At 72.1% G+C, this 25,192-nt stretch carries 26 protein-coding genes; 12 read left to right on the forward strand and 14 right to left on the reverse strand.

The features are described from left to right. Nucleotides 1–24: 24 nt before the first annotated feature. Together OG700_RS28645 and OG700_RS28650 are read right to left on the reverse strand one after the other, a co-directional pair. Entirely contained in the window at nt 25–486 is a 462-nt protein-coding gene (locus OG700_RS28645; protein ID WP_405618490.1) for an ABA4-like family protein, read from the reverse strand. Next, nucleotides 483–1,454: a hypothetical protein gene (locus OG700_RS28650; protein WP_405622042.1), complete on the reverse strand. Its 972-nt coding sequence runs from the start codon at nt 1,452–1,454 to the stop codon at nt 483–485. The genes OG700_RS28645 and OG700_RS28650 overlap by 4 nt, the downstream gene beginning before the upstream one ends. Before the next feature lie 265 nt (nt 1,455–1,719). Here OG700_RS28650 and OG700_RS28655 point away from each other — a divergent pair, with 265 nt between their 5' ends. Next, nucleotides 1,720–2,385: a MerR family transcriptional regulator gene (locus OG700_RS28655; protein ID WP_405618493.1), complete on the forward strand. Its 666-nt coding sequence runs from the start codon at nt 1,720–1,722 to the stop codon at nt 2,383–2,385. Nucleotides 2,386–2,483: 98 nt separating this feature from the next. On the opposite strand, the gene OG700_RS28660 is transcribed toward OG700_RS28655, so the two are convergent. After that, the gene (locus tag OG700_RS28660) at nt 2,484–3,164 is read right to left on the reverse strand and encodes an HAD-IA family hydrolase (RefSeq protein ID WP_405618495.1); all 681 of its coding nucleotides are present in this window, start codon (nt 3,162–3,164) and stop codon (nt 2,484–2,486) included. Between the two features lie 171 nt (nt 3,165–3,335). Continuing rightward, nucleotides 3,336–4,382, reverse strand: a complete 1,047-nt coding sequence (locus OG700_RS28665; protein WP_405618497.1) for a peptidoglycan-binding protein — start codon at nt 4,380–4,382, stop codon at nt 3,336–3,338. A gap of 180 nt (nt 4,383–4,562) precedes the next feature. Here OG700_RS28665 and OG700_RS28670 point away from each other — a divergent pair, with 180 nt between their 5' ends. Further along, complete coding sequence (locus tag OG700_RS28670; RefSeq protein WP_405618499.1) at nt 4,563–6,611, forward strand: MDR family MFS transporter; 2,049 nt, start codon at nt 4,563–4,565, stop codon at nt 6,609–6,611. Between the two features lie 26 nt (nt 6,612–6,637). Here the strand turns inward: OG700_RS28670 and OG700_RS28675 are convergent, their stop codons facing one another. After that, complete coding sequence (locus tag OG700_RS28675) at nt 6,638–7,264, reverse strand: TOPRIM nucleotidyl transferase/hydrolase domain-containing protein (protein WP_405618501.1); 627 nt, start codon at nt 7,262–7,264, stop codon at nt 6,638–6,640. Nucleotides 7,265–7,456: 192 nt separating this feature from the next. Between OG700_RS28675 and OG700_RS28680 the strand changes: the two genes are divergently transcribed. Genes OG700_RS28680 through OG700_RS28695 form a run of 4 tightly spaced genes read left to right on the forward strand, consistent with a single transcriptional unit; the run spans nt 7,457 to nt 10,210 of the window. Beyond that, the gene (locus OG700_RS28680) at nt 7,457–8,083 is read left to right on the forward strand and encodes a hypothetical protein (protein WP_405618503.1); all 627 of its coding nucleotides are present in this window, start codon (nt 7,457–7,459) and stop codon (nt 8,081–8,083) included. Beyond that, nucleotides 8,083–8,796 carry a hypothetical protein gene (locus OG700_RS28685; RefSeq protein WP_405618505.1) on the forward strand — a complete coding sequence of 238 codons (714 nt, stop codon included), beginning with the start codon at nt 8,083–8,085 and terminating at the stop codon, nt 8,794–8,796. Before OG700_RS28680 ends, OG700_RS28685 begins: the two co-directional genes overlap by 1 nt. A gap of 35 nt (nt 8,797–8,831) precedes the next feature. Further along, nucleotides 8,832–9,056: a hypothetical protein gene (locus tag OG700_RS28690; RefSeq protein ID WP_405618507.1), complete on the forward strand. Its 225-nt coding sequence runs from the start codon at nt 8,832–8,834 to the stop codon at nt 9,054–9,056. Between the two features lie 20 nt (nt 9,057–9,076). After that, nucleotides 9,077–10,210 (forward strand): serpin family protein, encoded by a 1,134-nt coding sequence (locus OG700_RS28695; RefSeq protein WP_405618509.1) that lies wholly within the window; start codon nt 9,077–9,079, stop codon nt 10,208–10,210. 94 nt (nt 10,211–10,304) lie between these two features. On the opposite strand, the gene OG700_RS28700 is transcribed toward OG700_RS28695, so the two are convergent. Together OG700_RS28700 and OG700_RS28705 are read right to left on the reverse strand one after the other, a co-directional pair. Continuing rightward, the gene (locus tag OG700_RS28700; RefSeq protein WP_405618511.1) at nt 10,305–10,556 is read right to left on the reverse strand and encodes a hypothetical protein; all 252 of its coding nucleotides are present in this window, start codon (nt 10,554–10,556) and stop codon (nt 10,305–10,307) included. Next, nucleotides 10,553–10,720, reverse strand: a complete 168-nt coding sequence (locus OG700_RS28705) for a hypothetical protein (protein ID WP_405618513.1) — start codon at nt 10,718–10,720, stop codon at nt 10,553–10,555. Before OG700_RS28705 ends, OG700_RS28700 begins: the two co-directional genes overlap by 4 nt. Before the next feature lie 222 nt (nt 10,721–10,942). On the opposite strand from OG700_RS28705, the gene OG700_RS28710 reads away from it, so the two are divergent. Genes OG700_RS28710 through OG700_RS28720 form a run of 3 tightly spaced genes read left to right on the forward strand, consistent with a single transcriptional unit; the run spans nt 10,943 to nt 12,127 of the window. Beyond that, nucleotides 10,943–11,746 (forward strand): Scr1 family TA system antitoxin-like transcriptional regulator, encoded by an 804-nt coding sequence (locus OG700_RS28710; RefSeq protein ID WP_405618515.1) that lies wholly within the window; start codon nt 10,943–10,945, stop codon nt 11,744–11,746. Then, the gene (locus OG700_RS28715; protein WP_405618517.1) at nt 11,743–11,940 is read left to right on the forward strand and encodes a DUF397 domain-containing protein; all 198 of its coding nucleotides are present in this window, start codon (nt 11,743–11,745) and stop codon (nt 11,938–11,940) included. The genes OG700_RS28710 and OG700_RS28715 overlap by 4 nt, the downstream gene beginning before the upstream one ends. Then, entirely contained in the window at nt 11,918–12,127 is a 210-nt protein-coding gene (locus OG700_RS28720) for a DUF397 domain-containing protein (RefSeq protein ID WP_405618519.1), read from the forward strand. The genes OG700_RS28715 and OG700_RS28720 overlap by 23 nt, the downstream gene beginning before the upstream one ends. A gap of 126 nt (nt 12,128–12,253) precedes the next feature. On the opposite strand, the gene OG700_RS28725 is transcribed toward OG700_RS28720, so the two are convergent. Continuing rightward, nucleotides 12,254–13,138, reverse strand: coding sequence for a septum formation family protein (locus OG700_RS28725; RefSeq protein WP_405618521.1), 885 nt, complete (start codon nt 13,136–13,138; stop codon nt 12,254–12,256). 272 nt (nt 13,139–13,410) lie between these two features. Between OG700_RS28725 and OG700_RS28730 the strand changes: the two genes are divergently transcribed. Further along, nucleotides 13,411–14,508: a hypothetical protein gene (locus OG700_RS28730; protein WP_405618523.1), complete on the forward strand. Its 1,098-nt coding sequence runs from the start codon at nt 13,411–13,413 to the stop codon at nt 14,506–14,508. A gap of 50 nt (nt 14,509–14,558) precedes the next feature. Here OG700_RS28730 and OG700_RS28735 read toward each other — a convergent pair whose 3' ends face one another. Further along, nucleotides 14,559–15,659, reverse strand: a complete 1,101-nt coding sequence (locus tag OG700_RS28735; RefSeq protein ID WP_405618525.1) for a DUF2330 domain-containing protein — start codon at nt 15,657–15,659, stop codon at nt 14,559–14,561. A gap of 274 nt (nt 15,660–15,933) precedes the next feature. On the opposite strand from OG700_RS28735, the gene OG700_RS28740 reads away from it, so the two are divergent. Both OG700_RS28740 and OG700_RS28745 read left to right on the forward strand, forming a co-directional pair. After that, nucleotides 15,934–18,036: a bifunctional glycosyltransferase 87/phosphatase PAP2 family protein gene (locus OG700_RS28740; RefSeq protein WP_405618527.1), complete on the forward strand. Its 2,103-nt coding sequence runs from the start codon at nt 15,934–15,936 to the stop codon at nt 18,034–18,036. A gap of 31 nt (nt 18,037–18,067) precedes the next feature. Then, nucleotides 18,068–18,553: a GNAT family N-acetyltransferase gene (locus OG700_RS28745; protein WP_405618530.1), complete on the forward strand. Its 486-nt coding sequence runs from the start codon at nt 18,068–18,070 to the stop codon at nt 18,551–18,553. A gap of 172 nt (nt 18,554–18,725) precedes the next feature. Here the strand turns inward: OG700_RS28745 and OG700_RS28750 are convergent, their stop codons facing one another. From OG700_RS28750 to OG700_RS28770, 5 genes are all read right to left on the reverse strand, one after another. Continuing rightward, a complete protein-coding gene (locus tag OG700_RS28750) occupies nt 18,726–19,610 on the reverse strand; it encodes an ECF transporter S component (protein ID WP_405618532.1) in 885 nt (294 codons plus the stop codon). Continuing rightward, nucleotides 19,607–21,361: an ABC transporter ATP-binding protein gene (locus tag OG700_RS28755; protein ID WP_405618535.1), complete on the reverse strand. Its 1,755-nt coding sequence runs from the start codon at nt 21,359–21,361 to the stop codon at nt 19,607–19,609. The genes OG700_RS28750 and OG700_RS28755 overlap by 4 nt, the downstream gene beginning before the upstream one ends. Then, nucleotides 21,358–22,431: an energy-coupling factor transporter transmembrane protein EcfT gene (locus OG700_RS28760; RefSeq protein WP_405622044.1), complete on the reverse strand. Its 1,074-nt coding sequence runs from the start codon at nt 22,429–22,431 to the stop codon at nt 21,358–21,360. The genes OG700_RS28755 and OG700_RS28760 overlap by 4 nt, the downstream gene beginning before the upstream one ends. Before the next feature lie 562 nt (nt 22,432–22,993). Continuing rightward, nucleotides 22,994–23,743 carry an SCO2322 family protein gene (locus OG700_RS28765; RefSeq protein WP_405618538.1) on the reverse strand — a complete coding sequence of 250 codons (750 nt, stop codon included), beginning with the start codon at nt 23,741–23,743 and terminating at the stop codon, nt 22,994–22,996. Further along, nucleotides 23,740–25,053, reverse strand: a complete 1,314-nt coding sequence (locus tag OG700_RS28770) for a prenyltransferase/squalene oxidase repeat-containing protein (RefSeq protein WP_405618540.1) — start codon at nt 25,051–25,053, stop codon at nt 23,740–23,742. The genes OG700_RS28765 and OG700_RS28770 overlap by 4 nt, the downstream gene beginning before the upstream one ends. Nucleotides 25,054–25,192: the final 139 nt, after the last annotated feature.

Here is a 25,192-nt window from a genome sequence, read left to right on the forward strand (position 1 = left end):
TGTATAGCACGCCTCCCGCACCTGTTACCCGGTCCCGGGGTGCGCCGCCCGGTCCTCGCTCGGCCGGGAGGCGCCCGACTTCGCCGCGCGCAGCAGGAGGAAGAGGAGCAGCCCGAACGGCGACAGAAGGATGGTGAGGACCAGGAGCGGCCCCATGATCAGCGGATGTACGCCGATCCGTCGCGCTTCCCGGTACATCCACTGGCCGATCAGCAGGTCCCAGGCGATGATCTGGGCCCAGATCGCACCGGCACCGTCGGCGAGGACGAGCAGTTCGCGGAATCCGTCGATGTCGGGGCTGCTGACCGCGGCCCAGAGTTCGGGGAGGACGGGGAGCGCCATCGCCAGATGGACGAGCAGGATGGGGACGACGGTCAGTGGCGACGCGGCGACGCGGGCGGTCGTCCGCCGGCCGGGCGCGAAGATCATGAGCAGCCAGACCGGGGCGGCCAGCCAGAAGGCGAGTTCGAAGAGGAAGCCGGTCATGCCACGAGTTCCTTCGTGTCGTCAGTGTTCTCGTCGGCGTCGCCGTTTTCGCCGCTGGTGTCGTCGCTGTTGTCGTCAATCGGAGTGCGATGAGGGGTGGTTGGGGCCACCCCGGCCCGCAGGGCCACGTACGCCCCGCCCACCGTGGCGGCCAGGATCAGTCCCGCCGCCGTCAGCGTCGCGGCGTCGGGGTGGATCAGCGGCTGGCCGCGCAGCGCCTGCCAGGTGAGCAGGCCGAGGAGGGCGGCGTACGCGCCCGCCGCGATCAGTACGAGGCGCGCCCGTACGCGCTCGTCGGTGAGGCGGCCGAACCGGGGGCGCGACGCGAGCACCAGCAGCACCATGAGGACCAGCGGGAGCAGTTGCAGCGCGTGCATGCCGAAGAAGTGCGGAATCCGCAGGTCGCCGCCGGTGGTCGACCATCCGGTCAGCGGCATGGAGGGGCCGCCGTCCGGTACTCCCACGCTGTGGGCGCCGACGATCGAGGACGTGTCCCTTCGCTGATCGGGCGTCGGCCGGGTCATCAGGAACCCGACGGCGGCCCCGGCGAGCGCCAGAGCGATCCCGCACCGTATCGCCCAGGCGGACGTGCGGTCGGCGATCCGGGCGCGCAGCAGCAGGATGGCGATGACCAGGGTGCCGAGCCACAGGATGACGACGGTGATGGCCATCACGTTGAACAGCGCCTCGTCGAAAGGGGTTTGGCGGTTGAAGTGGCTGCGTTTCCCGCGCACCACCTGCCCGATGATGATCACCATCTCCACGGCGCTGGCCGTGACGACCACCATGCCCGCCCACCAGCCCGCCTTCCGCCCGCGGTCGAGCAGCGACAGCATCCAGGCGAGCGAGAGTCCGTACGCGGCGAACGACACCGCGAACTTGAGCGGCTTGAACCAGATCCGCGCTCCCGTGAGTTCGCGGTCGTCCACGACGAGCCCTACGCCGGACAGGACGGCCAGGACCGCCATCGACGCGGAGAACACCACCAGTGGCCGGTGCCAAGAGCGCCATGAAGACACAGGAATCCCCTTGTTTTCGTGATCTTGGAAAATGGATAGTGGCACTGTCCGCTATCCGATAGCGCGAGTATCTATGATGGGAAGCGGGGATGGCAAGGGCGCTGAACAAGGGCGCGGCCCGCGCCGGAGTGGCGAGTGGGCGCGCGAACAGAGCGGTGCGCGGAGCAGTGCGGAGAGCAGTGGGCGGGGCAGTGAGCAGGAGAGTGAACAGGCCGTGCGTATTGGCGAGTTGAGCCGCAGGACCGGTGTGCCGGTGCCGACGATCAAGTACTACGTCCGTGAAGGGCTGCTGCCGCAGGGCGAGTTGAGCAGCCCCAACCAGGCTCAGTACGGCGCGGCGCACGAGCGCAGGCTGCGTCTCATCCGCGCGCTGCTGGACGTGGGCGGTCTCAAGGTGGCCGCGATCGCGGAGGTGCTCGGCGCGGTGGACGACCCCGACCGCCCGCTGCACAAGGTGCTCGGCGCCGCCGCGGACCGGCTCGGTCCGGCGGGAGCCGCCGATGACGACGCCGAGGCGGAGGCCGCGCACGCCGCGGTCGATGAGCTCATCGCGCGCCGCGGCTGGCGGACCCACGAGTCGAACCCGGCCGCCGACGATCTCTCACGGGCCCTGGCCGCCATGGCGAGAGTCGGCCACGGCGCGTTCACGGAACTGCTCGACACGTACGCCGACGCCGCCGAGGCGGTCGCCCGTGCCGACCTCGGCTACGTGGGCCGGCGGGTGGCGGTCGAGGATCTGGTGGAGAGCGTGGTGATCGGCACCGTACTGGGGGAGGCGGTGTTCAACGCGATGCGGCGGCTGGCGCATGTGGACGCGTCGGCGCGGTTGTACGGGCTCGGCGGGGCCGACGGCGCGGGGCGCGAAGGCGGGGCCGGCTGAGTGGGGACGGCTGAGCGGCGCCGGCTGGCGCGGGAACGGGCCGTGGCCCCCAGCTCAGTGGCGGGGGGCCGGGCGCGGGGGCGAGGGGGCGCGGGAAGTCAGGCGCCGACGCGGACCTCGATCGTGCCGTCCGGCAGTGCTGTCACCGCGACGTCCGTGAGGTCCGACGTGTGGGCCGTCGGGGACAGGGAAACCGCCCGCGGACCCACCCCCAGCACCCGCATCCCCGCCGCGCGAGCCGCCGTGATGCCCGCGTCGGAGTCCTCCAGGACCAGGCAGTCCGCCGGGTCGACGCCCAGTTCCGCGGCTGCCTTCAGGAAGCCCTCCGGGTCCGGCTTGCTCTCGGAGACGTGTTCCGCCGTGACGCGGATCGACGGGATCGGGAGGCCGGACGCCGTGAGGCGCGCCGTGGCGAGGGCTTCGTCGGCCGACGTGACCAGGGCGTGCGGCAGGGCCGCGATCGCCGCCATGAACGCGGGCGCGCCCGCGATGGGGACCACCCCGTCCAGATCCGCCGTCTCCTCCGCCAGCATCACGTCGTTGTCCGCGTGGTTCAGCTCCATCGGCCGGTCCGGCAGCAGCACCGCCATCGTCAGATAGCCCTGGCGGCCGTGGACGACCTTCAACGCCTCCTCCGGGTCCAGGCCGTGCTCGATCGCCCAGCGGCGCCAGCAGCGTTCCACGACGGCGTCGGAGTTGACGAGGGTCCCGTCCATGTCGAGCAGTAGTGCGCGGACGGTCAGGACGGATGTCGTCGTGGTCGGGGCGTTGGCCGGCATCGGCGGACTCCAAGCAGGGGGAAGCGCGGGGGAAGGCGCGGACAAGAGCGGCTCCCGCCCGCCGGTCAGGGATACGGACGGGAACCGCTTTGTTCAACGACTATACAAAGTCGGTGAGGGGTCACGCCACCCCGGCCCTTCCCCACACTCCTCCCGGCCTCCGGCCTCCCGTCAGTCCCGGCCGTCCTCTCCCCGGCCCGGTCCACCACCCGGTCCACCACCACCCGGTCCGCCGCCGCCCTGCTCCCGGCCCTGCCCGCTGGTCTCCGCCTCCAGCGCGCGCCGGGTGTTGGGGCCGTACACCCCGCTCGGATCGCCCTCGATGCTCTTGTACGACTGGTAGATCCGGACCGCCGCCTCCACGCGGTCGCTGTACCGACCGTCGTATGCGTCGTTGTACAGCCAGATCTCCGACAGTCTGCGCTGAAGCTCCTCGACCTCCGCCCCGCTGTCCCCGCGCCGCAACCCCGCCTCGGCCCCCGCCCCCTTCGTCGTCGCCGTGCCGTCCGGCCGCGGCGCCTTCGTCGGGGCGGTGCTCGGCGCGGCGGGCTTCGCGGACGGCGACGGCGGCCCGCTCGCGGCCGGCTTCGGCGCGGACGCACTCGCAGTGGCGGACGCGCTCGCCGACGCAGACGCCGGCCCCGACGCCGAGGCGGACGCCGACGCGTCCGGCTCCGCGCTCACCGTCGACAGCCCCGAATTCAGCTCGGACGTCGCCTCGTCACCGCCGTCGTCACCGGTGAACAGCCCCCCGGCGAACGACGCCGTACCGATCACCGCCACGGCGGCCGCCGCCAGCGCCACCATGACGAACGTCCTGCGCCCACCGGTCCGTTCGGGATCAGCCGCGGCCCCGAGCGGCGCCGTCGTCCGCAGCCCCGGCAGCGACAGCCGCATCGTCTCGGCGGGGTCGGTCCCCTCCGACCGGTCGCCGCCCTGCGGTGGCGGCGGCGGCGCCGGTATCGACGATGGCGTGGGCGGCGGCGACGGCGGCGTGGCGAACGGCATGGAGTCGTACGGCGGCGGAGGCGGCGGGATGGACGGTACGGCGCCGTCCGGCTCCGCCAGCACCACATACGGCCGTATTCGCAGCGGCTCGAAGTCCTCGGCCGCCGCGTTCGCCGCTGCCGCCGCCCGCTCCGGGCAGTCGCAGCCGCCGCCCGATCGGCCGTACGCGTCCCGCGGCGTACCGCATTCGGGACAGTGCTGTCCGGTCAACGTGGGTCCCCTCCCCTTGGGCTGTCAGCGATTATGCAGCCCGGTCCCGAGCCGCCGGGCGCCATGTCCACCGTCCAGCCGCCCGCCGCCCCGACGGAGACCGCGTTCGGCAGGACATAACAGGCCATAAGAGAGCAGAACACTAAGGATGGGGGCAGACGTACACCCGAGGAGATGCCGATGGCTCAGGAAGTGAGCACCCCGCCCACGAATCCCGTACCCGGCGAGGGCCAGAGCCGCCGGACCGTCTTCGTGTCGATCGGTGCTCTGCTGCTCGGTCTGCTGCTCGCCTCGCTCGACCAGACCATCGTCTCGACCGCACTGCCCACCATCGCCAGCGACCTCGGCGGCCTCGACCATCTGTCCTGGGTCGTCACCGCGTATCTGCTCGCCTCGACCGCCGCCACCCCGCTGTGGGGCAAGCTCGGCGACCAGTACGGCCGCAAGAAGCTCTTCCAGACGGCGATCGTCATCTTCCTCATCGGCTCGGCCCTGTGCGGAATCTCCCAGAACATGGTCCAGCTCATCGGCTTCCGCGCCCTCCAGGGTCTCGGCGGCGGCGGGCTCATCGTGCTGTCCATGGCGATCGTCGGCGACATCGTCTCGCCGCGCGAACGAGGCAAGTACCAGGGCCTGTTCGGCGCCGTCTTCGGCGCCACCAGCGTGCTGGGCCCGCTGCTCGGCGGACTGTTCACCCAACACCTGAGCTGGCGCTGGGTCTTCTACATCAACCTGCCCATCGGCGCCGTCGCGCTGTTCGTCATCGCCGCCGTCCTGCACATCCCGGTGCGCTCCACCAAGCACACCATCGACTACCTCGGCACCTTCCTCATCGCCGCCGTCGCCACCTGCCTGGTCCTCGTCGCCTCGCTCGGCGGCACCACCTGGCCCTGGGGATCGGGCCAGATCATCGGCCTCGCCGTCCTCGCCGTCGTCCTGCTGATCCTCTTCATCCGGGTCGAGCGGCGGGCCGCGGAGCCCGTACTGCCCCTTGGTCTCTTCCGTATCAGGACCTTCACGCTCGTCTCCGTCATCAGCTTCATCGTCGGCTTCGCCATGTTCGGCGCCATGACCTACCTGCCGACGTTCCTCCAGATCGTGCAGGGCGTGACCCCCACCATGTCCGGCGTGCACATGCTGCCGATGGTGCTCGGGCTGCTGATCACCTCCACCGCGTCCGGCCAGATCGTCAGCCGTACCGGCCGCTGGAAGGTCTTCCCCATCGCCGGCACGGGCATCATCGCGATCGGGCTGCTGCTGCTCCACCGGCTCGAAGTGAGCAGCGGCACCTGGGAGATGAGCGCGTACTTCTTCGTCTTCGGCGCGGGTCTCGGCCTCGTCATGCAGGTGCTCGTGCTGGTCGTGCAGAACGCCGTCCGTTACGAGGATCTGGGCGTCGCCACCTCCGGCGCGACGTTCTTCCGCTCCATCGGCGCCTCGTTCGGTGTCGCCATCTTCGGCACCATCTTCGCCAACCTGCTCACGAACAAGCTCACCGACTCGCTCGCCGGACAGCGGCTCCCGCCCGGCGTGAGCCCCGGAGAGCTCGCCGCCGACCCCCGCTCCGTCGGCCAACTGCCGCCCGCGATGCGCGCCGGGGTGCTCGACGCGTACTCGTCGTCGATCACCAGTGTCTTCCTGTACGCCGTGCCCGTGGTCCTGGTCGCCTTCGCCTTCTCCTGGTTCCTCAGGGAGGACACGCTGCGCGGCTCGGTGACCGCCCCCGAGATCAGCGAGACCCTGGCCAGCAACCCCGTCGAACGCTCCTCGCGCGACGAGTGCGCCCGCATGCTGTCCGTGCTCGGCACCCGCGAAGGGCGCCGGCGGATCTACGAGACGATCACCGCGAAGGCGGGGTACGACCTGCTCCCGGCCGCCAGTTGGATGCTGCTGCGCATCAGGCGGCACGGCGTGGTCGAGCCCGCCCGCCTCGCCGACGCCTCACCCGTACCGCTGAAGGTCGTCAACGACGCGTCCCGGCAGATCGAGGAGCGGGGCCTCGCCCGCCGCGAGGGCCTGGGACTGGTCCTCACCGAACACGGGATGGAGGTGTCGGAGGTACTGGCGCGGGCGCGGGAGGAGTCGCTGTCGGAGCTGCTGGGCGACTGGTGGGGGCCGGACCGGCCGACCGATCTGGTGCAGCTGGTAAAGGAGTTGAGCGCCGAGTTCTGCGGGTCGGACGGCGAACGGCCCAACGGGGCGGAGCCGCGCGGCGATCACACGGTGTGAGGTGGTCACGCGGTCTGAAGTCGGGATCAGCTGGTGCGCAGGCTGGCGAGCAGGCCGTCGAGCGGGGCGGGTACATGGTCGGGGTCGAGGGCCTTGGCGAGGACGCGGCCGTACTGGATCTTCCGCCCCTTCTTCGTACCGAGGAAGCGCCGCAACTGCCGCTGCGGGGTGCGCCCCTGCTGTGCGGGCTGGTGCTGGAAGGTCCGCAGGGCGCGCAAGTCACCCTCCGCCCGGACGAGTTCTTCGACCCGTGTCACGCCCAGCGCGCGGATGAGTTCGTCCTCCAGATCCGCCGCGCAGACGAAGAATTCTTGCTGTGCCGCGCCGGCCCGCTCGAAGGCGCGGGCGTAGTAGGGACGCTCCCGCTCGTCGCAGAGTCCCGTGAGACGCAGGCCCAGGCCGGGTGGCCCGAGGAGCTGGGTGAAGCGCCCGACGCTCATCGCACCGCCCATCGGCAGGACGCAGACTCCGTCGGCCGCCAGGTCCCGGCCACGGCTCGCGGCCAGCGCGTCGACCGCCGCGGCGTCGCTCGGCCCTTCGAGCAGGACGACCGCCCGGACGGGCAGCCGGGCGGCCAGCCGGCGCGGGGGGTCGCTCGGGCCACCGGCCGCCCACGCGGTGACCGCCTCCCGGAACGACGACATGTCAGGCATGGGACGAGTCTCCGCCCGTTCCGGCCGTCGCGGTAGGGAATTTCCGCCGGCGAGTCGACCGGCGGGTCGAGATCGGCGGGGGCGGTGGGGTGGGGTGGTCCGGCCCTGTCCTGTTTGGCCGGCCGATTCCGGGCAACCCGACTCCATGAGGCGCCCGTTCACCAGACACGAGTCGAAACCAGGAAGGCAATCATGTCCACTGTCCTGATCGTCGTCGCGCTGATCGTGGTGATCGCCGTCGCTGCCGCCGCCGTCCTGTACGGGACCGGCAAGGGCGGCGGACGTGCCGGGCTGAAGCGGCGGTTCGGCCCCGAGTACGAGCGCGCCGTCAACCGGCACCACGGCGACACCAAGGCCGCCGAGAACGAGCTGACCGAGCGGGTCAAGCGCCACGGCGAACTGCGCCCGCGCCCGCTGCCCGCCGAAGCGCGCGACCAGTACGTCGCCCACTGGGCCGGTATCCAGGAGCGTTTCGTCGACTCCCCGCGACAGGCCGTCGTCGAGGCCGACAAGCTGATCGCCCGGCTGGCCTCCGACCGGGGCTACCCGGACCCGGACCCGGATGCCGGAGAGCACTCCGAGCACATCGACGCCCTGTCCGTGCACCACGCGCACCAGGTCGACGGCTACCGCAGGGTGCACCACGCGGCCTCGGACGCGGGCCGGGGCGCGAGCACCGAGGAACTGCGCGAGGCGATGGTCGATGCGCGTCGGCTCTTCGAGCGGCTGGTCCTCGACTCCAAGGAGGACAACCCCCGGCACCTTCCCGGTATCCCCGGCCGGAACTCCGCACTGACGCCCAAAGGAAGTGGTGCGTGATGACGTACGACCCGTACGACTCCAACGATTCCCAGGACCAGCGGGCGAAGACCGGTAAGGGGGAGGAGGCGCTGCGGAGCGAGCGCGGAAGCAAGCCCGCGACGCCTGTTGTGCCGCTGAGCGAGTCCGACCCCGCCGCCACCGCGGTCGGTGCCGACGCCGGGCGCCGGCCCGTGCGGCCCACGACCCCGCCGATGACGCCGCCCGGCACGGCGCCCGCGACGGCGCCCGCGATGCCCCCGAAGAGCGCGCCCGCGCCCGCGACGGCCAGAGATCCGAAGAGGGACCCGCTGGCCGGTCCGGTCCAGGACCCGGTGCACCCGGTGAAGGCGCCGGACACGAGGGCGGAATCGGCGCCGAGGAGTACGCCCGCACCGGCGCGGGAGACCGCGCCCGGCCGGACGCCGGAGTCCGCCCCGGCGCAGACGCCCCGCCTGATCCCGCAGGACGAGTGCGACAGGCTGAACCTGCGCCTCCAGGAGGCCCTGTCCACCTTCATCGACGGGCCCAGGCGCTCGGTCGAGGAAGCGGCGGGCGTACTGGAGGAGACCGCCGAGCGCCTCGCGACGGTTCTCGCCGAACGGCCCCGCGCCCTGCGCGACAGCTGGGACGCCGGCGGCGACAAGAGCGGCGGTTCGGCGGCCGACACCGAGGATCTGCGGCTCGCGCTGCGGAGCTACCGCGAGGTCACGGAGCGGCTGCTCCGGATCTGAGAAGCCGAGGACGCCGTGTTGGGACACGGCGCTCCTTGAAATCGCCGTACGGGCTCGTGACAGCCCGTACGGCGATTTCTCTGTGCCTCAGCTACCTGGGCCTGAAGGTGGCGGACGCCGCGACAGCCCGCGACTGGTTCCGTCGCATACCGACGCTGGCCCGTCCGGAGCTCTACGCCGCCGCCATGCCAGACGACTCGGCCGAGTTGTGGGAACAGGCCGCGACGGCGGACCGGCCGGCGGCGGCGTGGAAGGGGTGAGCCCGCCGTACGCTCACCGCATGGGACAGGGACAGGGACATCCGATAGCACGGACGACACACGCCGGGGCGATGCGAGCGCTCGCCGAGCGATGGCTTCGCGTGCGCGGCGAGGGTGAACAGGGCGGCGTCGATGGTGACTTCGTCTGTTCGCCCGCCGGGTTGTGGCTGGCGCTCGGCGCGGTGACCGCGGGAGCGCGCGGCGAGACCGCCAACGAGCTGGGGGCGCTGCTGGGGTTGGGCGGGGCGGACGTCGCCAGGGCGGTGACCGACACCGCCCGCGCGCTCGCCGAGACCGACCAACTGGGCGTGGCCACACGGGTATGGAGCCGCGTCCCGGTCTACCGCGCGTATCGGGAAGTGCTGTCCGATATCGGGTTCGGGCCCATGGACCCGGCCGAGATGGACGCGTGGGTACGGGAGGCGACCGGCGGGCTGATCGAGAGACTGCCGACGGACATCGACGAGAACACGATGCTCGCGCTCGTCAACGTCCTCGCACTGAAAGCGCGTTGGTACGTGCCCTTCGAGGGGAGCGCCACCACCGACCGGCCCTTCACGGACGCGTCCGGATCGGTACGTCACGTGCCGACCATGCACCAGCACCTCGCCGCCACCTCCGGATGGACGGTGGACGGCGCGCACGTGGTCGAACTGCGCTGCGAGGGCGGCAGGTCCGCCGTACGCGTGCGGTTCGTGCTGGGTGCGCGGGGGGCGAGGGCGGCGGACGTGCTGCCCGCCGCGTGGGCGCCCGAGGAGCGCCGCGCCCCGGTCGACGCCGAGTTCATCTCCCTCGCGCTGCCCCGGCTCGAACTCCGTACGACCGTCGAGGTCACGCCCCAACTACCGGCGCTCGGCGTGACATACGCGACGACCGACCACGCGGACTTCTCCGGGCTGTCCCCGGAACGGCTCAAGATCGACAAGGTGGTGCAGGAAGCGGTGGTGAAGGTCGCCGAACGGGGTGTCGAGGCGGCGGCGGTGACGGTGGTCGTGATGACCCCGGGAGGGATGCCCCCGACCCGGCCCCCGCGCGTGCTGCGGATCGCCTTCGACCGGCCGTTCGGCGTGGTGGTCCTGGACGGCACGGGCGAGGTCCCCCTGTTCGCCGGCTGGCAGGCGGACACGCCGCGCGGGCCGGTGACCGGGGGGTAGCGGCCTCCGGCCCGGTTGGGTGGCCGCGGATCCGACGCCGACGTCGGGACGGGGCCCGGCGACTGAGCGGCCGGCCGGGCTCCGTCGCGGGTCTTTACGTGCCGTCGCGCCGGCTGAGCCTGTTCTTCTCGGCCAGGCGCGAGCGGAGTTCTTCGGCGGGTGAACCGGACGTGTAGTCCGGGCACTTGGGGTGCCCGCATTCGCACGGCGGCCAACTGAGCACGGACCCGGGGCTCAAGTCGGCGCCTTCCGCGCCCGGTTCGACTTTCCGTACCACGACGACGCCGTCCGCGCCGATGACTTCGGAGAGCTGGGACAGAAATTGTCGCGCCTTGCTGCGGGTCATTCCGGCAGCCCTTTCAGTCCGTGAAGAACGCTGTTGAGAAGGTCTGCCGTCACCGTGGCGTATTCGCCTGCGGCGGGCGGGTCATGGGGGCGGAGCCGGTAGAAGGCGCCTTCCTTTACGAGGACGGTCAGTTGGTCGTCCGGGGCGGGGGGATCTGGTTCCACGTCGCACCCTTCTACGGGGAGTAACTGGGGATGTTCAGAGTGCGACAGGGCGCTGTACCTTTGGAAGGCAATCGCGGTTCAACCTGCGCTCTGGTTGCAACGGCATATGTGGGCCGCTCTGACCTGCGCTGATGTCATGGCCAGCAAGATTTTCCGGGGCGGTGGTTGCGGCGGAATTCTTCGTGGCGGAAGCGCGAAGTTGACGGAGGGTGGACGAATACGATGGCCAGTCCCCGACAGGAGTTCGGCGAGGCCCTGCGCGACGCGCGTGAGTTGCGCCCGGCGGGTAGGTGGACGCAGAAGCAACTCGCACGAGAGGTGCGTACTTCCGCGTCGACGATTTCGCGCCTGGAGCGCGGAGAGGGGCCGATTCCCAGCAACCTCCCGCCGCTGTTCGACCAGGTATTTGATACGGACGGGCTGTTCAAGTCTCTGTACGAGAAGTCGCGGGCGGACGACTTTCCCGCGCATTCCCGACGCCGGATGGAGGTAGAGCTGCGCGCGGTCAAGATCACCGAGTGGTCACCAACCGTCGTCCCTGGGCTGCTCCAGACGGCGGCCTACGCGCGTGAACTGTTGAGGAACGGTGATCTCCGGGCCAGCGACCGGGAGATCGCGACGATGGTCGGGTCTCGGATGTCTCGCCAGGACGTGCTGAAGGGAAGCAGTCCGCCCTACCTGTCAGTCGTCGTCTGCGAGTCGGTGCTCCGGCGCAACGTCGGTGGCCGGGAAGTGATGAGGGAACAGCTCGGGGTTCTACTCACGCGAGCAGCCGTGCACACCAATGTGCTTCAAGTCTTGCCGCTGCACGCCTCGACGCACGGTCTCATGGACGGCTCAATGTCGGTCCTGACCAGTTCTGACGGGACCTCTATCGTCTACGCCGAGGGAGTTCGGTCCGCTACGATCACTGACGAATTGGCTGTGGTTCGGGACTTGGAGCGGGCCTACGATGTGCTGACTGCATCGGCTCTGTCACCAACTGCGTCCGCAGGCTTGATCCGTGAACTCATGGAGGCATCATGACCGCATTGGTCGTCGCGCAGCATGGTTGGGTGAAGTCGACATACAGCGGACAGGACGGCGGCAACTGCGTCGAGTGGTCGCCCGCCTTCGCCGAGGCCCACGGTGTCGTCCCCGTCCGGGACAGCAAGTTGGCTGGTGGCCCCGTTCTCACGGTTTCGCCCAGGGGCTGGCGTGCCTTCGTCGCGGCGCTGTAGCTCCGCCGGCACAAGGACGTGGGTCAAGTCCTCCTACAGCAGCCCTGAAGGCGGCAACTGCGTCGAGTGGTCGCCCACTTTCGCCGACGCGCACGGCGTCGTCCCCGTCCGGGACAGCGAGGACCCGGACGGCCCCGTCCTCACCGTTTCGCCCAGGGGCTGGCGAGCCTTCGTCGCCGCGCTCTGAGTCTTGTCCCGGCGCCCGGGAACAGCGGTCGATCTCCCGGTGGGGGACACCGCGCCCGCCGGACGCCCAGGAAGCGGGGGCGCGCCTTGGTGGCCGCGGCCCCGCTGATCCGGTGGGGCGTGAGCGTCAGCCCGCCCAGACCTCGGCGTCGTCGGCCGGGACGGTGGTGGCCAGGCCCAGTTCCTTGCGGGCGGCGACCGACTTGGTCGGGTCGATGTCGGTGAACGCCGGGTCGTAGGTGAGGTAGAACGCGTCGGTGTTCGCGGCGTTCGCGGCCTTCTCCCAGTTCCCCGCCGCCTTCGTCAGCGTCGTGCGGAGCTTGCCGACCTCGGTGCCCTTGATGTCGTCCAGGCCCTTGACGTGTGCGTCGAGGGCGTCGGCGACGGCCTTGGCCTGTGCCTTGTAGCCGGCGAGGTCGTCCTCGACGGTGTCCTTTACGGGCTGGTTCGCCCACAGGGCGTCGTAGACCGCGTTCGAACCCTTGAGGTACGTGTTCTGCTCGGGCTTGAGGGACTTCGCGGTGGCCAGCGATTCGCTGAACTTGCCCTCCGCGGTGTAGGTGCAGCTCACCGCGCGGTCGCCCGTGGCCCAGCTCTCCTTGGTCGGGGTGTAGTAGAAGAGTTCGACGCCCTTGGGGAGCGCCCAGGTGTCCGGGGCGTACTTCTGTGCCTCGACCGGGCAGCGGTTGTCCGCGATCGACGAGATCTTCTCGTCGCCGGGGTACGCCTTGCCCTCGTCGATCGCGAACTCGCCGACGACCTGGCCCTCGCGCGCCTCGTCGCAGGGCACGATCTCGACGGTGTACGCCGTCCCCTCGGCCTTGCCGCTCTGGTTGTAGCAGTCACCGACGTCCAGCGAGAACACCGAGCGCTGGCGGGCCACCGTCTTCGCGCCGTCCTTGGCGCTGTCGACGGCGTCGGTGACGTCCGAGCAGCCCACCGCGCCGATCGCGACTAGGGCGGCAACGGCTGATATGCCGCGAAATGAACGATGGGGGGCGCGGGCTGTCATGGTTCGTACATCCTCTTATGTGATCTTTATGCGAGTCTCGCGCATCGTATGCCATTCCTGTGGCCCGGCTGTGCGAAGACCCTCGCTTCATCTCGGTGTCTGACTCGCGACGGGCCGCGAGGGTTGTATCCGGACTGCTCGCAGGTGGGAGTGGTGTGACGCTGGTCCATCTCGGCGGGTACATCGGCCACGCGATGGCATCCGACACTACGCGAGACGTGATGCCACGGCACTGTTCGGAGGCGGCGGCGCAGCGGCGCTACATTTCCCCGATGCGACAGACACGCTGGGCGGTCCCCGGCAGGGAGACACGGGCCTTTGAGTACTGCGCCGGCGCACTTCAGGTCCTCGTCGTCGACGGCCGAACCCTGCTCGCGGGGATGTACTGCGCCGAGGAGGGTTACCAGCGCGTGGACCTGCGCGACGCCTCCACGGGTGAGGTGGTCGATGTCCACGGCCTCGGCGACAAGGAATGGTGGCACGACCCCGCTGAGCACTTCACCGGCTTCACCTGGCAAGGCAGCACGTTTGTGCTGCACATCACCGGCCGTCCGCGTGGCTGTCGCGTCTTGCGGGTGACCCGGGACGGCTTCGAGTCTGTTGGGCACGTCGTCCCCGGCCCGGCTGACGACGACAGCTTCGTCGACGCCGTGGCACCCGCGGGCCTCGATGGGCAATTGGCCATCCTGACCTGCGAATTCGACAACCCTTCGCGCACCGCGACGTTCCGCGACGGGATCGGTCATGACGATCGGACGCTCGGGTCCTGGAGTGTTCCCGAGGGATGGAGGTGTTTCCGTCTGGTGACGACCGGCGAACGGTCGTACGCCTGGCTGGAGTTCCACGTCCCTGAGGAGACCCCGCCGGAGGAGCGGTGGCGTGTGGCCGACACATACGGCCGTTGGCTCTGGGACGTGACCTCGGGTGTTCCCGTCGGCGCTCCACTGCTGGTGCGCGGCTTCGACTGCGGGCTCTGGGGTCTGAACGGACGGCCTGTGGCCCTGTTCGAGGTCGGCGGCCGGCGTGACTGTCAGGTGTGGGATCTGGCACGTCGGGAGCCCCTGGGCCCTGGGCTGGGCGGTGACTTGGGTCTGTCGCACCCCCAGGTCGGGCTTGTGCACGGGCGGGCCGTCCTCGTGGGTACGGCGCAAGACTCCCTGCGAGTGCGGGACATCGGCACCGGGCGGCTGCTGGGAACCACCGACCTGCCGGACGCACCGATCGCCACCGCGATCGGCCCGGACGGCACGGTCTGGGCGATCACCCGCACCGGATACGTCGGCAGCCTCACCGTGTCGCCCGCCCAGGTCCATCCGTCGACCGTTCGACGGCAGGGGCGGGCGCCGAGCGGGGACACCGCCATGCGGTGAAGGCGGAGGAGGGAGCGGGGATTGGTCAGTTCGGGCATCGGACGATGTCGTCACGTCACCCGGCGCGGCGGCGGGACGGCTCCGGGCCGACGCCGTACCCGCAGCACCGCCCCGCCCACCACCAGCACCATGGACACCCCGCCCACGGTCGCCAGCCACGCCGGGACCCCGGCGATCATGCGTAGCTCGTCGTCGTAGTACACCTGCTGGTACGGCGTGTCCGACGGGGTCGCGCGCAGTTCGTGGTCCGCGTCGATGCGTTCGGGTTGCGGGAAGTGCTGGTCGATCGCCGTGAGGAACGTCCGCCCCGCGCCCGTCAGTTCACCCAGCGCCGGTGCGTCCTCGGGCGAGACCCGGCCCGCGAAGCGGACCTTTGGCTCGTCCCCGCCGATCGGTGCGCGGGGCTCCATCCGGTGGTCGGCCAGGACGTACAGGCCAAGGGACTGGGGCTGGTCCGCCAGGCGGGACAGGCGCATCGGGTAGACCAGCCGGTCGCTGTCGAAGCTCAGCCGCAGCGGGTCGAGCGTCCCGCGCAGGGGCGTGCCCTCGTCCTGCGGGGTCAGTCGCACCGCGACGTACTCCCACTTCTGGTCCACGTACGGCTGGAGCCCCGCCGCGAGGTCCGCCGGGAGTTCGAAGCCGTTCGTTTCGAGCCAGTTCCGCAGCGCGTCGGGGTCCGTCGCCGTCAGGCGTGCCACGTCGAAGTCGCCGAGCCGTTCGCGGCCGACGACGCCGACCGGCGGCTCCCCGGCCTCCGGCGGCGCGGCGGCCGAAGCCCCGTCGGTGTCCGGGGAGAACGGCCAGTCGTTGTCGCGCGGCCAGAAGTAGTGGCGCGTGCGACGCTGCGGTGCCGTGAGGTCTTCGAGTTCGCCGAAGAGGTCCGGATCGCCCAGTTCCACCTCGGCGCGGCTCGGCACCGGCATGATCCACGCGGCCTCCGGCGCGTTCCCGTTCACCGTGAAACGCATCACGATCTGCTCCGTGGTGCCGTCCCAGCGGACCACCGACGTCTCCCGGTCGACCCCCATCGTGGACTGCCGGCCGGGCACCATCGCGCCGCAGCCGCACGCGTACGCCGGGGCGATCAGTGACCCCAACTGCGTCAACAGCAGCGCGCACACCACAAGAAGCGCCCGTTGGGCCTTTCTCATCCCCCGTACCCCTCCACGCCTCGTCGCCCGCCGTCAGCCCGGCGCGTCAACACAACGCCTCAGACGGCACGGCCGCTGGTACGGTTCCTGGCCCTGCTCCCGGGGGTCCCGGTGCCGAGGTCGGCCGACTGTGGTGTCATCGGTGCTTTCATCGGCATTTGGACAGAACAGGGATGACACTCAGGCGAAGAGGGGGTTGCCTGAGTCTCCACAGTGGGGGAATGCGAGGCTCATGACCCAGGGTCGAGGGTTGGAAGCGGAGGGTCGGCGCGGCGTGGCGAATGCGGAGCAGGGTGTGCGGGGCAGCACGGTGGCAGGCAATGGATTCGGGGCCGCGCGTGCGGTGCTCTGGGCACTGGCGGCCGGCCTCGCGGTACGGCAGGCGGTGGCCGTCCTGCGGTTGCCGCCCGGCGAGCGGCTGCTCGATCTGGAGACCTGGATCGGGGAGAACGGCGTGCTGCGTGTGTCGGGCTCGCTGTACGAGAGCGGGAAGTTCACCGGCACCCCCTTCGCCGGGCTGGTGCTCAAACCACTGGGCCGGACCGCCGAACAGGCCCTCGGTGTCGTCTGGACCCTCGGCACCCTGCTGCTCGTCGTCGCGCTGGGCCTCGTCGCGGCGCGCGCCCTGCCGGGCACGGTGTCACGCCGTACGCGGTTGCTCGCCGCGCCGGTCGCGATCAGCCTGCTCATGCTGTCCCTGCCGGTCCGCAACAGCTTCCACCTCGGCCAGACCAGCATCATCCCGGTGCTGCTGGTCCTGCTCGGATTCTTCGTGGCGCGCGGCGACCGGGGCCAGCCGGTCCCCGGCATCCTCATCGGACTCGGCGCCGCCCTCCAGCCCGCCGTGCTGCTCTTCGCCCCGCTGCTCTGGCTGACCGGCCGCAGACGCCAGGCCCTCACCACGGCCGGCACCTTCGCGGCCTGTACCGCGCTCGCCTGGGTGGCGCTGCCGAGCGATTCGTGGACGTACGTCTCACGACATGTCGCGGGCGCGGGCCTCGGCGAGAGCCCGGACAGCCTCGCCAACCAGTCCCTGCACGGCGCGCTGCTGCGGCTCGGCCTCGAAGGGCCGCTGGAGATCGCGCTGTTCGTGGTGCTGGCCGCCGCCGTCTGCTTCGTCGGACTGCGCCGCGCCGCGCGTTACGCCCTGGACGGGCAACTGCTGCTGGCCGTCGCGATCACCGGCTGTGTGGCCGTCGCCGTCTCGCCCACCGCCTGGCAGCACCAGCTGCTGTGGCTGCTGCTCGCCGTCGTCGGCCGGGTCGGCACGCGCGCCGCCGACCGGCCCGTGTGGCCGGTGGTCGTGGTGATAGTCATGACGCTGCCCGGCAGGATGATGCTGCCGAACATGGAGCTCCTGCACCCCGTGCGGGACAACGTGCTGCTGATCGCGGCCCTCGCCGCCGCCTGCGCCGTACCGTTCCAGACCCGTACGTCGCCGTACTTCACCCGGCCGATCGCGACCGAGTACGCGAAGCCCGTCGCCGCGCGGTTCAGACGGATCCCGCTCGTGCCGTTCTGGCGGCGGCTCGTCACCCGGCCGAACCTGCTGCTCGAACTGCTCGCGATCCGCGTCGGCTACTCCGTCTACTCGCACATCCGCGCCGCCGCCACCGGCGGGCGCGAGGCCGCCGAGTCGCACGCGCACCAGATCATCGCCATCGAGGAAGCCCTCGGCATCGACATCGAGCACTGGGTCAACCACGCGGTCGTGAAGGCGAGTTGGGCGGAAGGATTCTTCGACTTCTACTACACCTCGTTCCACTTCGTGGTGCCGCTGGCCATCCTCGCCGTCCTGTACGTACGACGGCCCGCCGACTACCGCTGGGCGCGCGCCTCGCTCGCCTTCGCCACGCTCCTCGCGCTGCTCGGCTTCTGGCTCTACCCGCTGGCGCCGCCGCGCCTGATGCCGGGCCTCGGCTACATCGACACGGTGCACGGCCCGCAGGACCTCGCGAACCCGGACTACGGTCCGATGACCACCATCACCAACCAGTACGCGGCGATGCCGTCGCTGCACTTCGGCTGGTCGCTGTGGTGCGGGATCATGATCGTGCTGCTGGCGCCCAAGCTGTGGATGAAGCTCCTGGGGCTGCTGCACCCGCTCTTCACGGTCTGCGCGATCGTCGCCACGGCCAACCACTGGGTGCTGGACGCGGCGGGCGGCGCCGTGGTCGTGGGCGCGGGCTTCGCCCTCACGTACGTCCTGGCGGGGCCGCGCGGGCTCCGGCGGGCGGTGGCGCCGGTGCGGCCGGCGCCGGGGGCCGTGGAAGCCCCGGGGGCCGTCGCGGGGTTGAAGGCCGGGGACGGGGCGGACCCCGGTGGCACGGTCGTGCCGGGGGCGCGGGACGGGGCGGAGAAGTCGGCGGCGCGATAAACCACTTGATCCGCCGTCCTATCGTTTTCGCATGACAACCACGCTCCGGCTGGAGAAGATCACCGTCGACAACCTCGACGCCGCGCTCGGCGTCAAGGTCCGCCCCGACCAGGAGCGTCTGGTCGCCCCCGTCGTGAAGTCCCTCGCCGAGGCGTACGTCCACGGGGACGTCGCCTGGCCCCGGCTCATCCTCGACGGCGACCGGGCCGTCGGCTTTCTGATGGCCTTCATCGACATCGACTTCGCGGGCGACGGGACGGGCAAGGACATCCGCTCGGGCCTGTGGCGCCTCAACATCGCGGCCGGTGAACAGGGCCGTGGTTACGGCCGCTTCGCGGTCGACGCCGTGGCCGCCGAGATCCGCCGCCGGGGCGGCACCCGGCTCACGACCAGCTGGGAGCTCGGCGATGACGGGCCCGAACGCTTCTACCTGAGGCTCGGGTTCCGGCCGACGGGGGAGACGAGCGGGGGCGAGAAGGTGGCCGAGCTGGAGTTGGAACCGGCCCGGACCTCCTGACCTCTGGCTCACCGTGTCCGCTCCGTGCGGGCCTTGGACTCGTACGCGGTGGGACAGGGGGGCGCACGCAACGATGAGTGGTGGCGGGGGCGGCGCGCCGTGGGGTCCGGGTCCCGGTCCGTGACCGCCGTGGCGCTGTGGGAGTTCCGGCGGCCGCGCACGCGGCACGGGATCACTCCGCGCGGGGGGCTGCCGCGTTGAACTGCGGGGACGCGCCGAACTCCGGCTGTGGGGGCTTCGGCTCCTCGAAGGTGGCCTCCGCGTCGAACGCGGCCCGCCGCGTCGCCCGGCGCAGCGCCTTCAGGACCGTGGCGCCGATCGTCAGCGCCAGTACGACGGTGAGCGCCGCCCGCCCCAGGTCCCAGCCGAACGACGTCGCCGCGCAGTACGCGAGGAAGCGCACCAGATTCTCGTGGACCGGGTCGCCCGGCAGGAACGAGATCCCGGAGGAGAGCCCGCCGATATAGGTCCAGCCCTGGAGGTTCATGATCGTGCCGTACGCGAAGGCGGCGACGGCACCGTACGCGGCGAGCATCAGCAGCTCCGCGCGCCCGCGCAGCCGGTCGGCGCCCGGCAGCAGCCCCGCGCCCATCGTGAACCAGCCCATCGACAGCATCTGGAACGGCATCCACGGCCCGACGCCGCCGGTCAGCAGCGCGGAGGCGAACATGGTGACGGAGCCCAGCACGAAACCGAAGCCGGGGCCCAGCACCCGGCCGCTCAGCACCATCAGGAAGAACATCGGCTCCAGACCGGCCGTCCCGGCGCCCAGCGGGCGCAGCGCGGCGCCGACGGCGGCGAGCACGCCCAGCATGGCGACCGCCTTGGCGTCCAGGCCGGAGTCGGCGATCGTCGCGACGACGACGGCCACCAGGAGCGGGAGCAGTACGGCGAAGAGCCAGGGCGCGTCCTGGGAGTGGGCGAGCCCGGAGGCGGAGTCGGCGAGCAGCGGCCACCCGAAGGCGATCACGCCGATCGCGCTGACGAGGGTGAGCGCGGCGACGGAACGGGGACCGAGGCGTACGGCGCGGGCCTGGGGGTCGGGTGCGGTGGTCATGCCGGATCCTCTGTCGTACCGGCGCCGGACGGTGCCGGATCCTCCCCGGCGCCGGGTGCCAGCGCCCGGCGCACCTGAGAGACCGTCAGCCACTCCTGCGGCGCCATGATCTTCGCGACCTGCGGTGCGAACGCCGGTGAGGAGACGACCACTTGGGGCGTCGGCCCGTCGGCGACGATCTCGCCGTCCGCCAGGATCACCACCCGGCGCGCGAGTTCGGCGGCCAGCTCCACGTCGTGGGTGGCCAGCACGATCGCGTGCCCCCCGGCGGCCAGCGCGCGCAGTACGTCCACCAGGCGGGCCTTCGCCGCGTAGTCCAGGCCGCGCGTCGGCTCGTCCAGGAGCAGCAGCGGGGGCCGGCCCGTCAGCACGATCGCCAGCGCCAGCGCGAGGCGCTGCCCCTCCGACAGATCGCGCGGGTGCGTCGCGTCGGGCACGTGCGGCAGCAGCTCGTCGACCAGGGCGCGGCAACTGCCGGGCGCCGCGCCCGCGTCGGCGTCCGCCGCCGCGCACTCGGCGGCGACGGTGTCCGCGTACAGCAGGTCGCGCGGCTCCTGTGGGACGAGCCCGACCCGGCGGATCAGCTCGCGTGGCTGCGTACGGTGCGGGGTGCGCCCGCCGACCGTGACGGAGCCGGACGAGGGTTCGACCATGCCGACGAGGGTGGCGAGCAGCGTGGACTTGCCCGCGCCGTTGCGGCCCATGAGCGCGACGGTCTCGCCGGGGGTGACGGTCAGGCCGATGCCGCGCAGCGCCTCGACGCGCCCGCGCCGTACGGCGAGCCGGGTGACCGACGCGACCTCGGCGCGCGGGAGTTGGGGCTCCGGCTCCGGCCGGCGGTGCAGCAGGCGGCCGAGCGCGGTGCGGGGGCCGCCGCCGGGTCGGGGGCCGGGTGCGGCGGGTGGCGTCTCGAACGCCGCCAACGGGGGCACCGTTGTCGCGAGTTGGGCGCGCAGCTCGCCCGCCCGGCGGCGGGCGTCCCGTACGGACAGCGGCAGCGGGTCCCAGCCGGCCAGCCTGCCGAGCGCCACCACCGGCGGACAGACGGGGGAGACGGCCATGATCCGCTCCGGTTCGCCGACGACCGGCGCCTCGCCGGGACCGGGGAGGAGGATGACCTGGTCCGCGTACTGCACGACCCGCTCCAGCCGGTGCTCGGCCATCAGCACGGTCGTCCCCAGGTCGTGCACGAGCCGTTGCAGTACGGCCAGCACCTCCTCGGCCGCCGCCGGGTCGAGCGCGGACGTCGGCTCGTCCAGGACCAGCACCCTGGGGTGCGGCGTGAGTACCGAACCGATCGCGACGCGCTGCTGCTGGCCGCCGGAGAGGGTGGCGATCGGGCGGTCGCGCAGCTCGGCCAGGCCCAGCAGGTCCAGGGTCTCCTCGACCCGGCGCCGCATCACGTCGGGGGCCAGCCCCAACGACTCCATGCCGTAGGCCAGTTCGTCCTCGACCGTGTCGGTGACGAAGTGGGCGAGCGGGTTCTGGCCCACCGTGCCGACGACATCGGCGAGTTCGCGCGGCTTGTGGGTACGGGTGTCGCGGCCGTCGACGGTGACCCGGCCGCGCAGCGTGCCGCCGGTGAAGTGCGGGACGAGCCCGGACACCGCGCCCAGCAGGGTGGACTTGCCGACGCCGGAGGGGCCGACGAGCAGCACCAACTCGCCCTCGGTGACGGTGAGATCGACCCCCTGAAGGGCGGGGGCCGGCGCGTCGGCGTAGGTCACCGACACCTGCTCGAACCGGATCACCGGGTCTTCTCCTTGTTCGTGAGGGCGGGCGGCAGGGGTGCGACGAAGGCCGGGAGCAGGCCGAGCAGGATGCCCGCGGCGGGCCAGAGCGGCAGACCGGGTGCCACGAGCGGGACGACACCGGGGTGCAGGCCCGCCGGGTCGGCCGCGCCGGCCCGGATCATCAGCGCGGCGACGGCCGCGCCCGACCCCGCGACCAGCCAGGCCCGGACGCCCCACAGGTCGGGGCGGTAGCGCGTACGGACCGAACGGCGCCCGCCGAGCCGCAGACCGGCGAGCGCGGCGGCGAGGCCGATGCCGAGGAGCGGCAGCCCGTAGACGGCGCCTTCGGCGGCGAGGAGCCCGTACGACCCCGCGCAGACACCCAGCAGGCCACCGAGGGTCAGCGCGGTGGTGGTGTGCCGGACGGCGGGCGGTACGGCGGCCGTCCGGCCGTAGCCGCGTGCGTCCATCGACGCGGCGACGGCGACGGACCGCTCCAACGCGCCCTCCAGGACCGGCAGTCCGATCTGGAGGACCGCCTTCACCCCGCCGGCCGGCCGGCCGCGCAGCCGGCGGGCGGTGCGCAGGCGCAGCACGTCGGCCACCATGTTCGGCGCGAAGGTCATGGCGACGACGACGGCGACACCCGCCTCGTACAGCGCGCCCGGCAGGGACTTGAGCAGTCTGGCCGGGTTGGCGAGCGCGTTCGCCGCGCCCACGCAGATGAGGAGCGTGGCGAGCTTGGCGCCGTCGTACAGCGCGAACACCAGCTGCTCGGCCGTCACCCGGCCACCGATCCGGATGCCCTTCGCCCAGTCGGGCAGGGGCAGTTCGGGCAGGGTGACGATCAGGTGCGAGCCGGGGATCGGCGAGCCGAGAAAGGCGGAGAAGACGAGCCGGACGACGATCACGGCGAGTCCGAGCTTGACGAACGCCCCGTACGACCGGGCCCACGGCGCGTCGGTCCGCCGCGCGGCGACGACGTATCCCGCCACCGCGACGAGGAGCCCGAGCAACAGGGGATTGGTGGTCCGCGAAGCGGCCACGGCCAGCCCGAGCGCCCACAGCCACCACGCCCCGGCGTGCAGGGCGTTGCTGCGGGTGGCCTCGGGCGCCCGGAGGGTGCCCCGGCGGGGGAGCCGCCCGGCCCGGCGCCCCGGGGAGGGATGCGTGCTCGGGTTGGCGTCCCGGCGTGGGTCGGTGCCTGGTGGTACGCCGATGGCGCTGCCCGCGCCGGTGCCGGCGCGTGTTCCGGCGGCATTGCCGGGAGCGGGACGTGTCCCGCCCGGCGCGCCAGTGTTCCGGCCGATGGGGGCGCCCGCGCCCGCGTCCGCGCGCACGCGCGCCTCGGCGGAGGGCTTCGGTACGAGGCCGGTGCCGGTCTCGCGTTCGGGATCCGGGTTTCCGGTTGTGCTCCTGCCGGTCGGTACGTCCGGGGGCGCACTGGTGGGGTCGTTCGCGCCCGCGCGTGCTTCGGCGGGTCCGTCCGGAGCCGGGTCCGTGCCGGTCGGCGCGCCCGCCTTCCGGTCGGTGGGGTCGACCGCGCCCGCCTCGGTGGCGGACGGCGCGTTCGGCACGCTCGGCGTCGTGAGGGCCGACGCCAGGGCGTCGTCCGTCGACCCGCCCGGCCGGGGGTCTCCGGCCGGGCGGTCAGGCGCGGCGACGGCGGGCCTGCCAGAGGGCGGCCGTGGTCAGGGTGAGTACCGCTGCGGCTCCGACGAGGATGCCCACCGACGGGGAGCCGCCGGTGTCCTCGTCGTCCTTCTTCTGGAGTGCGCCCGTGGCGCGGGACTCCGTGGGCGTCGGTCCGTCGGCGATCTGTTCGCCGCACCCCGACTTCGGGTAGTCCGTGATCCCGCAGAGCAGCGCCTCGCTGTTGTAGCGCAGGGGCTTCGCCACCGCCGCGAGGGCGTCCGCGCTCGTCGCCTCCGGGTCCACCCGCGCGCACGCGGCGCGCGGCGCCGGCGGCGTCTCGCCGTCCGGGGCGTCCGCCTGTGTACCGGGGTCGACGACCACCGCGATCCGCTTGCTGCCGTCCTTCGCGGGCGTGGACCCGCAGACGGCCGCGAAGTCCGGTGTCTCGCGGGGCTTCGCCGCGTCCTGGCTGTCGGCGCTGACCGCGAAGCGGAACCCGTTGACCGCGCCGTCGGCGGGGCGGGCGAGGGCCGGTCCCTGCGTGGCGTACGTCCACGTCGCGCCGTCGCTCTCCCAGAACGACCAGTAGCGGTAGCCGGCCGCGTGGGCCGTCCCCGTGCCCGGCACCGTCAGCGCGCCGGTGAACGCGAGCAGGACGGCGACCAGCGGGAGGACCCGCCGGGCGCGTACCCCGCCCCGTGTCGCGGCTCGTACCCCGCCCCGTGTCGCGGCCCGTATCCGGGCGCGTGCGGGCGCCCGCCTCACGACCGGCGCCGCTTCGCCCGCACCACGAACAGTGCCCCGATCGCGAGCGCGGCGAACAGCCCGATCCCGATCGTCCACAGGTTCCCGGACATGCTGCTCTTCTCTTCCTTCTGCTCCGCCAGCACCTTCTGCTGCTCGTCGGTCGTCAGCGGCTTGGGCCCGATCCACTTGGGCGCGGGCCCGGTCGCGTTCAGGGCCTTCACCAGGTCGGTGCCGCCGAACGTGCGCGGGTCGGTGCTCGTCGTGTGCGCGGCGAAGATCAACTGGGCGTACGCGGCGGGGCCGTTCTCCTTCGCCCACGCGGCCGAGTTTTTCTCCAGCCACTTCATCGAGGCCGCCGCCTGCTTGCCGTATCCGGCGGTCGTCAGCGCGACCACGGCTTCCGCCGTGTTGCCGTGGTCCGGCAGCGGCGCCGAGTCGGCGGCGCCGGGCATCGGCGGCTGGTCGAGATGGCCGGTCTTGGCGAGCGCCTTCACCAGATACGCCGCGCCGTTGCGCGCCGCGCGCTCCGGCGTGAGCGGGTGCAGGTCCTGGCAGACGGGCGCGGGGCCGGGCTCGACGCCCGTCGTGACCATCCGCTTCCCGATCCCGCCGAGCAGACCGGCGGCCGTGGCATCGGCATTGGGGAGCAATTTGCCCGACTTGTCCGGCTGGTACCCGAACGCGCCGCCGCCCTCCTTCGCGTCGCAGGGGATCGCGAAGCTGTTCAGCGCCTGGTACGGGGACCTGCCATCCGTCGACAGCCGGGTGCCCACCGGGGCGCCGCCCGCGGCCAGTGCTCCTATCACCAGGCCCGTGGAGTTGGCGTCGCTGGGAGCGCCCGCGTTGTAGCCCCAGCCGCCGTCCTCGTTCTGTACAGAGGTGAGCCAGCTCAGCCCGTTGTTCATCGCGTCGGGGTAGGTGGTGAGCGCGGCCAGTATCTGCACGGCGGCGGCCGTGGAGTTGGTGTCCACGACCGTCGTCGCGTCGCACGGCTTCGTGGCGTCGGGGCGGTACGCCGGGAACGCGCCACTGTCGCACTGCTGGCCGAGCAGCCAGTTGACGGCGGAGTCGGCGGGCATGACGTTCACGGCGCGCTGCGCCAGCATGGCGAGCGACTGGCGCCAGACCCCGTCGTAGGTCGGGTCCGTGGTGCCGTACATCCCGGCGGGCAGCTCGACCGGCGGCGCGGACGGCGCCTGCTTGGCGGTCGGTGCGGCGGTGGCCGGTGCGGCGGCGGTGGCCGTGGAGGGGGCGGCGGCCACGCACAGGACGGCGGCTGCGGCGAACGCGGCGGCGCTGCGCGCCGCGCGGCGGCGAACGGTGTTCATGGCGGGTGGGGCCTCTCCTGCTGTAACGCGGAACGCGAGAACGCGGAACCGGGCAGGCGCACGCAGGCACCGGGCTCCGGCTCCGTATGCCTCGACGGTGCCGGCCACCGGGGGTTTCCGGTGGCGCGAGCCGGTCACG

It is taken from the genome of Streptomyces sp. NBC_01508 (assembly GCF_045040315.1).
GTDB lineage: Bacteria > Actinomycetota > Actinomycetes > Streptomycetales > Streptomycetaceae > Streptomyces.

Coding starts and splice junctions, on each gene's coding strand:
- OG700_RS28645 (WP_405618490.1), bottom strand. CDS start 486: ATGACCGGCTTCCTCTTCGAACTCGCCTTCTGGCTGGCCGCCCCGGTC.
- OG700_RS28650 (WP_405622042.1), bottom strand. CDS start 1,454: ATGGCGGTCCTGGCCGTCCTGTCCGGCGTAGGGCTCGTCGTGGACGAC.
- OG700_RS28660 (WP_405618495.1), bottom strand. CDS start 3,164: ATGCCGGCCAACGCCCCGACCACGACGACATCCGTCCTGACCGTCCGC.
- OG700_RS28670 (WP_405618499.1), top strand. CDS start 4,563: ATGGCTCAGGAAGTGAGCACCCCGCCCACGAATCCCGTACCCGGCGAG.
- OG700_RS28675 (WP_405618501.1), bottom strand. CDS start 7,264: ATGCCTGACATGTCGTCGTTCCGGGAGGCGGTCACCGCGTGGGCGGCC.
- OG700_RS28680 (WP_405618503.1), top strand. CDS start 7,457: ATGTCCACTGTCCTGATCGTCGTCGCGCTGATCGTGGTGATCGCCGTC.
- OG700_RS28685 (WP_405618505.1), top strand. CDS start 8,083: ATGACGTACGACCCGTACGACTCCAACGATTCCCAGGACCAGCGGGCG.
- OG700_RS28695 (WP_405618509.1), top strand. CDS start 9,077: ATGGGACAGGGACAGGGACATCCGATAGCACGGACGACACACGCCGGG.
- OG700_RS28700 (WP_405618511.1), bottom strand. CDS start 10,556: ATGACCCGCAGCAAGGCGCGACAATTTCTGTCCCAGCTCTCCGAAGTC.
- OG700_RS28710 (WP_405618515.1), top strand. CDS start 10,943: ATGGCCAGTCCCCGACAGGAGTTCGGCGAGGCCCTGCGCGACGCGCGT.
- OG700_RS28715 (WP_405618517.1), top strand. CDS start 11,743: ATGACCGCATTGGTCGTCGCGCAGCATGGTTGGGTGAAGTCGACATAC.
- OG700_RS28725 (WP_405618521.1), bottom strand. CDS start 13,138: ATGACAGCCCGCGCCCCCCATCGTTCATTTCGCGGCATATCAGCCGTT.
- OG700_RS28730 (WP_405618523.1), top strand. CDS start 13,411: ATGCGACAGACACGCTGGGCGGTCCCCGGCAGGGAGACACGGGCCTTT.
- OG700_RS28735 (WP_405618525.1), bottom strand. CDS start 15,659: ATGAGAAAGGCCCAACGGGCGCTTCTTGTGGTGTGCGCGCTGCTGTTG.
- OG700_RS28745 (WP_405618530.1), top strand. CDS start 18,068: ATGACAACCACGCTCCGGCTGGAGAAGATCACCGTCGACAACCTCGAC.
- OG700_RS28750 (WP_405618532.1), bottom strand. CDS start 19,610: ATGACCACCGCACCCGACCCCCAGGCCCGCGCCGTACGCCTCGGTCCC.
- OG700_RS28770 (WP_405618540.1), bottom strand. CDS start 25,053: ATGAACACCGTTCGCCGCCGCGCGGCGCGCAGCGCCGCCGCGTTCGCC.